The organism is Streptomyces sp. C (genome assembly GCF_000158895.1).
GTDB lineage: Bacteria > Actinomycetota > Actinomycetes > Streptomycetales > Streptomycetaceae > Streptomyces > Streptomyces racemochromogenes.
The window spans coordinates 7120576-7125298 of record NZ_GG657750.1 but is presented as its reverse complement, the minus strand read 5'-3'; the positions used below and the strand labels follow the sequence as shown (position 1 = coordinate 7125298).

General features: G+C 75.0%; 4 protein-coding genes and 1 pseudogene. 2 read left to right on the top strand and 3 right to left on the bottom strand.

The genetic code is table 11. The features are described from left to right. Positions 1–835, top strand: an 835-nt coding sequence (locus SSNG_RS31870) for a hypothetical protein (RefSeq protein ID WP_206731349.1), incomplete at its 5' end; no start/stop codon positions are given. A gap of 76 nt (positions 836–911) precedes the next feature. Here SSNG_RS31870 and SSNG_RS31865 read toward each other — a convergent pair. The 3 genes from SSNG_RS31865 to SSNG_RS31855 all read right to left on the bottom strand — a co-directional run bounded on the left by SSNG_RS31865 (position 912) and on the right by SSNG_RS31855 (position 4180). Further along, positions 912–1166: a hypothetical protein gene (locus SSNG_RS31865; protein WP_042802473.1), complete on the bottom strand. Its 255-nt coding sequence runs from the start codon at positions 1164–1166 to the stop codon at positions 912–914. Between the two features lie 49 nt (positions 1167–1215). Next, a complete protein-coding gene (locus SSNG_RS31860; RefSeq protein ID WP_007268060.1) occupies positions 1216–3318 on the bottom strand; it encodes a GAF domain-containing sensor histidine kinase in 2103 nt (700 codons plus the stop codon). 190 nt (positions 3319–3508) lie between these two features. Further along, positions 3509–4180, bottom strand: a complete 672-nt coding sequence (locus tag SSNG_RS31855) for a response regulator transcription factor (protein WP_007268059.1) — start codon at positions 4178–4180, stop codon at positions 3509–3511. A 151-nt stretch (positions 4181–4331) separates the two neighbouring features. Here SSNG_RS31855 and SSNG_RS42560 point away from each other — a divergent pair. Beyond that, positions 4332–4723, top strand: a pseudogene (locus SSNG_RS42560) (hypothetical protein); the annotation flags it as partial.

The following is a 4723-nucleotide window of genomic DNA, read 5'->3' as shown; positions in this document are numbered from 1 at the left end:
CACCTGGGAGGCCCGTACCAAGCTGGACGGCTCGGGGCCGCCGGACACCCGGCCGTGGCAGCTGGACGCGAACGGCTGGGTGCCCTGGGCGACCTGGCAGTGGTACCGGACGGCGCCCGCGGCGGACCGGGCCGAGCGGCTGCGCGTGCTGTACCCGGCGATCCTGAAGGCGGCCGACTTCGCGGCGGCCTCCCTCGACGGGGAGGGGCTGCCGCCGGCTTCCCCGGACTACTGGGAACTGCCCACGGACACCGCCAACATCGGCACGGCGGCGCCGCTGCTGTCCGGGCTGCGGGCGGCCGCCGACCTGGCCGCGGGGCTCGGGCGGCAGCAGGAGGCCGCGCGCTGGACGGAGGCGGCGGGCCGGCTGGAGCGGGGCATCGCCAAGCGGTTCGCGCCGCTGGGCTACCAGCGCACGGTGGACGGGCTGCACGGCCACGACAGCGCGGCGGCGTTCATGGCGCCGCCGTTCAACGAGGCGCCGGCCGGTCTCCCGGGGGCACTCGACACCACCTACCGGGAGCTGCTGCGGCCCAACGGCGGTCTGGTGCCGGGCAGTGACCCGGACACGCGGTGGGGGAACATCACCTGGACGGCGAGCACCTCGTTCTTCGCGCTCGCCTGGTCGTCGACGGGCGAGCGGGCGAAGGGTTCCGCGGTGCTCGACTGGGTGCTGGCGCAGCGCAACGTGCTCGGCGAGCTCCCGGAGACGGTGGACGCGCAGGGCCTCCCGAAGGCCGTCGTGCCGCTGGGCTGGACGGACGCGCTGGTCCTGCTGACGCTCGTACAGCTGGGCGACGCGCCCCTGGCGGCGCCGCCCGCGTCCCGCGGCTGACCCGGCGCGGGGGCGGCGCACGGGCGCCGGGCCCGGGACGTGTGTCCCGGGCCCGGCTGGAGGAGCTGTCCTCCCGTTACTTCGTGGTGTAGTAGAGCCACCACTTGTGGTCGTGCTGCTTGCAGGAGTAGCTCTTGTAGTGGCCCGCCTTGCCGGCCGCCTCGCAGGACGACTTGCTGGGGTAGGGCCCCTTCTTGCCGCTGGTCTTGTGCTCCAGCACCGACACGGCGTCGGACTGCTGCTGGGGGGCGGCCAGTGCGGACGGACCGGCCAGGATCAGGCCGGCGGTGACCAGGGCCACCGGAGCGAGCTTCACGATCTTCGCGTACATGATGGTTCCTCTTCCTCGGGTTCTCCGGGCCCGTTCGGGCTTCGGACCATCAACGTACGGAGCCCCCTGTCCCGGGCACATGGTCCCCCGGTCCCGTGCCGGTCCCGGCCGTACGCGGGAGCACGGCCCTGATCACGGTCCCGGTCCCGGAGCTGACCAGGTCGAAGGTGCCGCCCAGCTCCTCGGCGCGCTCGGCCATGGAGCGCAGGCCCACTCCGCCGTCGCGGGGGGCGCCGGCGGGGACCCCGGACCCGTCGTCGGTCACCTCCACCGTCACCGCCTCGGGGGTGAGCACCACCGCCGCGTGGGCGTGGCCGGCCCGCGCGTGGCGGACGACGTTGTTCAGGGCCTCCGCCGCGATCCGGTACAGGGCGACCTCCACGGCGGCCGGCAGGCCCGGGAACGGCTCGGGGGCCAGGCTGACGGTGATGCGGAGGTTCCGGCCCAGGTGTTCGGCGAGCTGGCGCAGGGCGCGGGGCAGGTCGGCGCCGTCCAGGGCGGCGGGGGCCAGTCCGCCGGTGATGTGGCGCAGTTCGTCGATGGCCTGCCCGATGCCCTCGGACACGGCGGCCAGCGAGCCCGTGGCCCGGGTGCCGGACGGTATGGCGGCGCGGGCCGCGTCGACCTGGAGGCGCAGCCCGGACAGGGCGGGGCCGAGGCCGTCGTGGAGGTCGTGGCGCAGTCGGCGCCGCTCCTCCTCGCGCGCCAGGACGATCTGTTCGCGGCTCGTCTGGAGTTCCTCGTAGAGCTGGAGGGAGGCGATGGCGGGCGCGCTGTGGTCGGCCAGGATCCGCACGGCCTCGCGGTCCTGCTGGTCGAGGGCGAGTTCGCCGGCGCGCGGCGGGACGTAGAGGTGGCCGATGGCGTTGTCCCGGTGGACCAGGGGGAAGACCTCGTCGCCGCTGCCGGGGCTGCCCAGGCGGGCCAGTTCGCGCTCCCCGTGCCGGGTGCTGATCACCAGGCGGGCGGCGGGCAGCCGCAGGGTGTGCACGACGGTGTCGCACAGCAGGCGGGGCATGTCCCCCGGGTCGAGGGCGTGGCTGAGCCGGTCGGCGAGGGCGCGCACCGCCTGGTAGGGCTGGGCGCGTTCACCGTAGTAGTAGCGGTCGACGAGCCGGGCGGCCCATCGCGCGGTGGGCCGCAGCAGGAATCCCACGAGGAGGGTGAGGCAGGCCATCAGCCCGGACTCGGGGGTCAAGGAGCCGGGCGCGAAGTAGTCGAGGACGAAGGCGCCGCCCGCGTAGGCCATGAACAGCCCGAAGGTGAGGACGAAGGCCGTCAGGATGCGGCGTCCCGCCCGGTCCAGGGCCCAGGTGCGCTCCCGGATGTGGACGTAGCCCACGGTCGCCGGCCAGGACGCGGCGGCCAGGTAGACGATGACGACCTCGAAGCCCATCGGCGGGTCGCCGTACTGGTTGACGGCGATCACCGCGAGCCACAGCAGGTAGGGCACGGCCAGGATCGCGTAGGGGCGGTCGGACTTGGCGGTGCGCGGCCAGCGGACGGCCATCAGGAGGATGCCGATGCCCGCGATGAAGGGCGGGACCCAGCGGGAGGCGGTGTCCATCCACGGCGTCAGCAGGCGTTCCAGGCCGGCCCATCCGGGGCCGGAGATGGGGGTCTCGACGCCGTAGTACACGAAGCCGGGGCGGGTGAAGACGTAGTACTGCTGGGCGGCGCTGAAGAGGGCGGTGAACGCCACGTACGGCGCGCCCCAGCGGGGGAAGCGGCCGGTGGGCAGCCACAGCGGCATCGGGTAGATGATGGCGTTGATCAGGGTGAAGGCGACCATGACCAGGACGAACACGGCGGTGAGCACGCGCGGTCCCGCTCCGTGCACCACGGCGGTCTGCGGCACCACCTGGGCGAGGGTGAGCGCGCAGCCGGAGCAGAGCATGAGCCACCCGAGGACCCGGGCGGTCCGGCGGGCGGCGAAGACCATGCCGGTGAGGGCGATGCCGAGGCCGACGAGCACGTGGTCGGCGGCGAGGTGGAGGCGCACGGTGCGCAGCGCGGGGTGGCCGATGTGGGTGAGGGTGACGATGCCCCAGGTGATGGCGGCGAGCATGGTGAGGACGCAGACGGCGTAGGCGGGCAGCATCTCCGGCCCCGAGCGGGGCGTGTTCGCGGTGGTCCGGTTCGCTGTGCGCATGTCGGCCTCCCCGGCCGCTCGGGGGTGCGTTGGTTTCCAGCCTGGTGCGTGCCCGGTCCCGGGCGCATGGGGCGGGTGTCCCTGTTCCGGGCGGCCCCTTTCCGGGCGGCCCGTTTCCGGGCGGCCCGTTTCCGGGCGGGCCGCTCCCGGGGCGGCCCGTTCCGGGGCGGCCGTTCCCGGCGCTCGCCGGTCAGCCGGCGTCGCCGCCCAGGCCCGCGTCCCGGGCCCGGGCCACGGCCTCGGCGCGGGAGGTGACCTGGAGCTTCTCGAAGACGTGGGTGATGTGGTTGCGGACGGTCTTCTCGGACAGGACCAGCTCCCGGGCGATGCGCCGGTTGTCGTGGCCCCGCGCGATCAGTTCGAGCACCTCCACCTCACGGGAGGTGAGGGAGGGGAAGAGCTGTCCGGCGTCGCGGCGGCGGCCGCCGGCCAGGAGTTCGGAGAGGCGGGCCGCGATCTCGGAGCCGATGACGGCGCCGCCCGCCGCGACCGTGCGCAGGGCGTGCAGCACCTCCTCGGAACCGGCGCCCTTGACGACGTAGCCGCGGGCGCCCGCCTGGAGGGCGGCGAGCAGGCTGCCGTCGTCGTCGGACATGGTGAGCATCAGGACGGGCAGGCCGGGGTGGGTGCCCGCGAGGCGGCGCGTGGCCTCGATCCCGGACACGTCGGGCAGGGAGAGGTCCATCACGACCACGTCCGGCCGGTGCCGGTCCACCGCGTCCGGGACCTCGCCGCCGGTCTCGGCCTCGGCGACGACGACCGCGCCCCGGGTGCTCTCCAAGGCGGCCCGCAGCCCCTCGCGGAACAGGGGGTGGTCGTCGACGATCAAGACCCGGGGAATGGTGCGGTCTTCTTCCTCCACGGATCGACACTAGCAGTCACTCACCGTCGCTCTGTGTGACCGGGCCGTGCGGAGTGGGACCGTACGGGGCGGGGTGGGACCGGACGGGAGGGACCGCGACGGGGTCTGGGCCTCATGCCGCCGGGGCGGGGGCGCCCGGATCGTGAGCGGCATGTCCGCACACCTCTCCTCCGTCCGCATCGACCGGTCCCTGCTCGCCGGCCCGGTGCACGTCCCCGTGCAGATCCGCTGCGGGGACGGCCCGTCGGACGGACTCCCCCACGTCCTGCGGGACCTCGCCCCCGGCCGGATCGCCCTGGTCACCGACCCCGGGCTGCCGCGCGGGCACGCGGCGCGCGTGCTGCGCCTGCTGGGCGCGGCCGCGCCCACCGGGATCCTGTGGCCCGACGGCGACGGCCCCCTGGTGGTGCCGGACGGCGCCCTCGCCGTCGCGCTCGGCGGCAGCCACGTGATCGAGGCGGCCGACCGGGCCCGGTACCCCGACGGCACCCCGGCCGGCCCTGGTCCGGCTGCCCACGACGCTGCGGGCCATGACGGACGCGG

What these genes read in the sequence shown, in the direction of transcription:
- SSNG_RS31865 (WP_042802473.1), bottom strand. Translation starts at nt 1,166, where the DNA reads ATGTACGCGAAGATCGTGAAGCTCGCTCCGGTGGCCCTGGTCACCGCC.
- SSNG_RS31860 (WP_007268060.1), bottom strand. Translation starts at nt 3,318, where the DNA reads ATGCGCACAGCGAACCGGACCACCGCGAACACGCCCCGCTCGGGGCCG.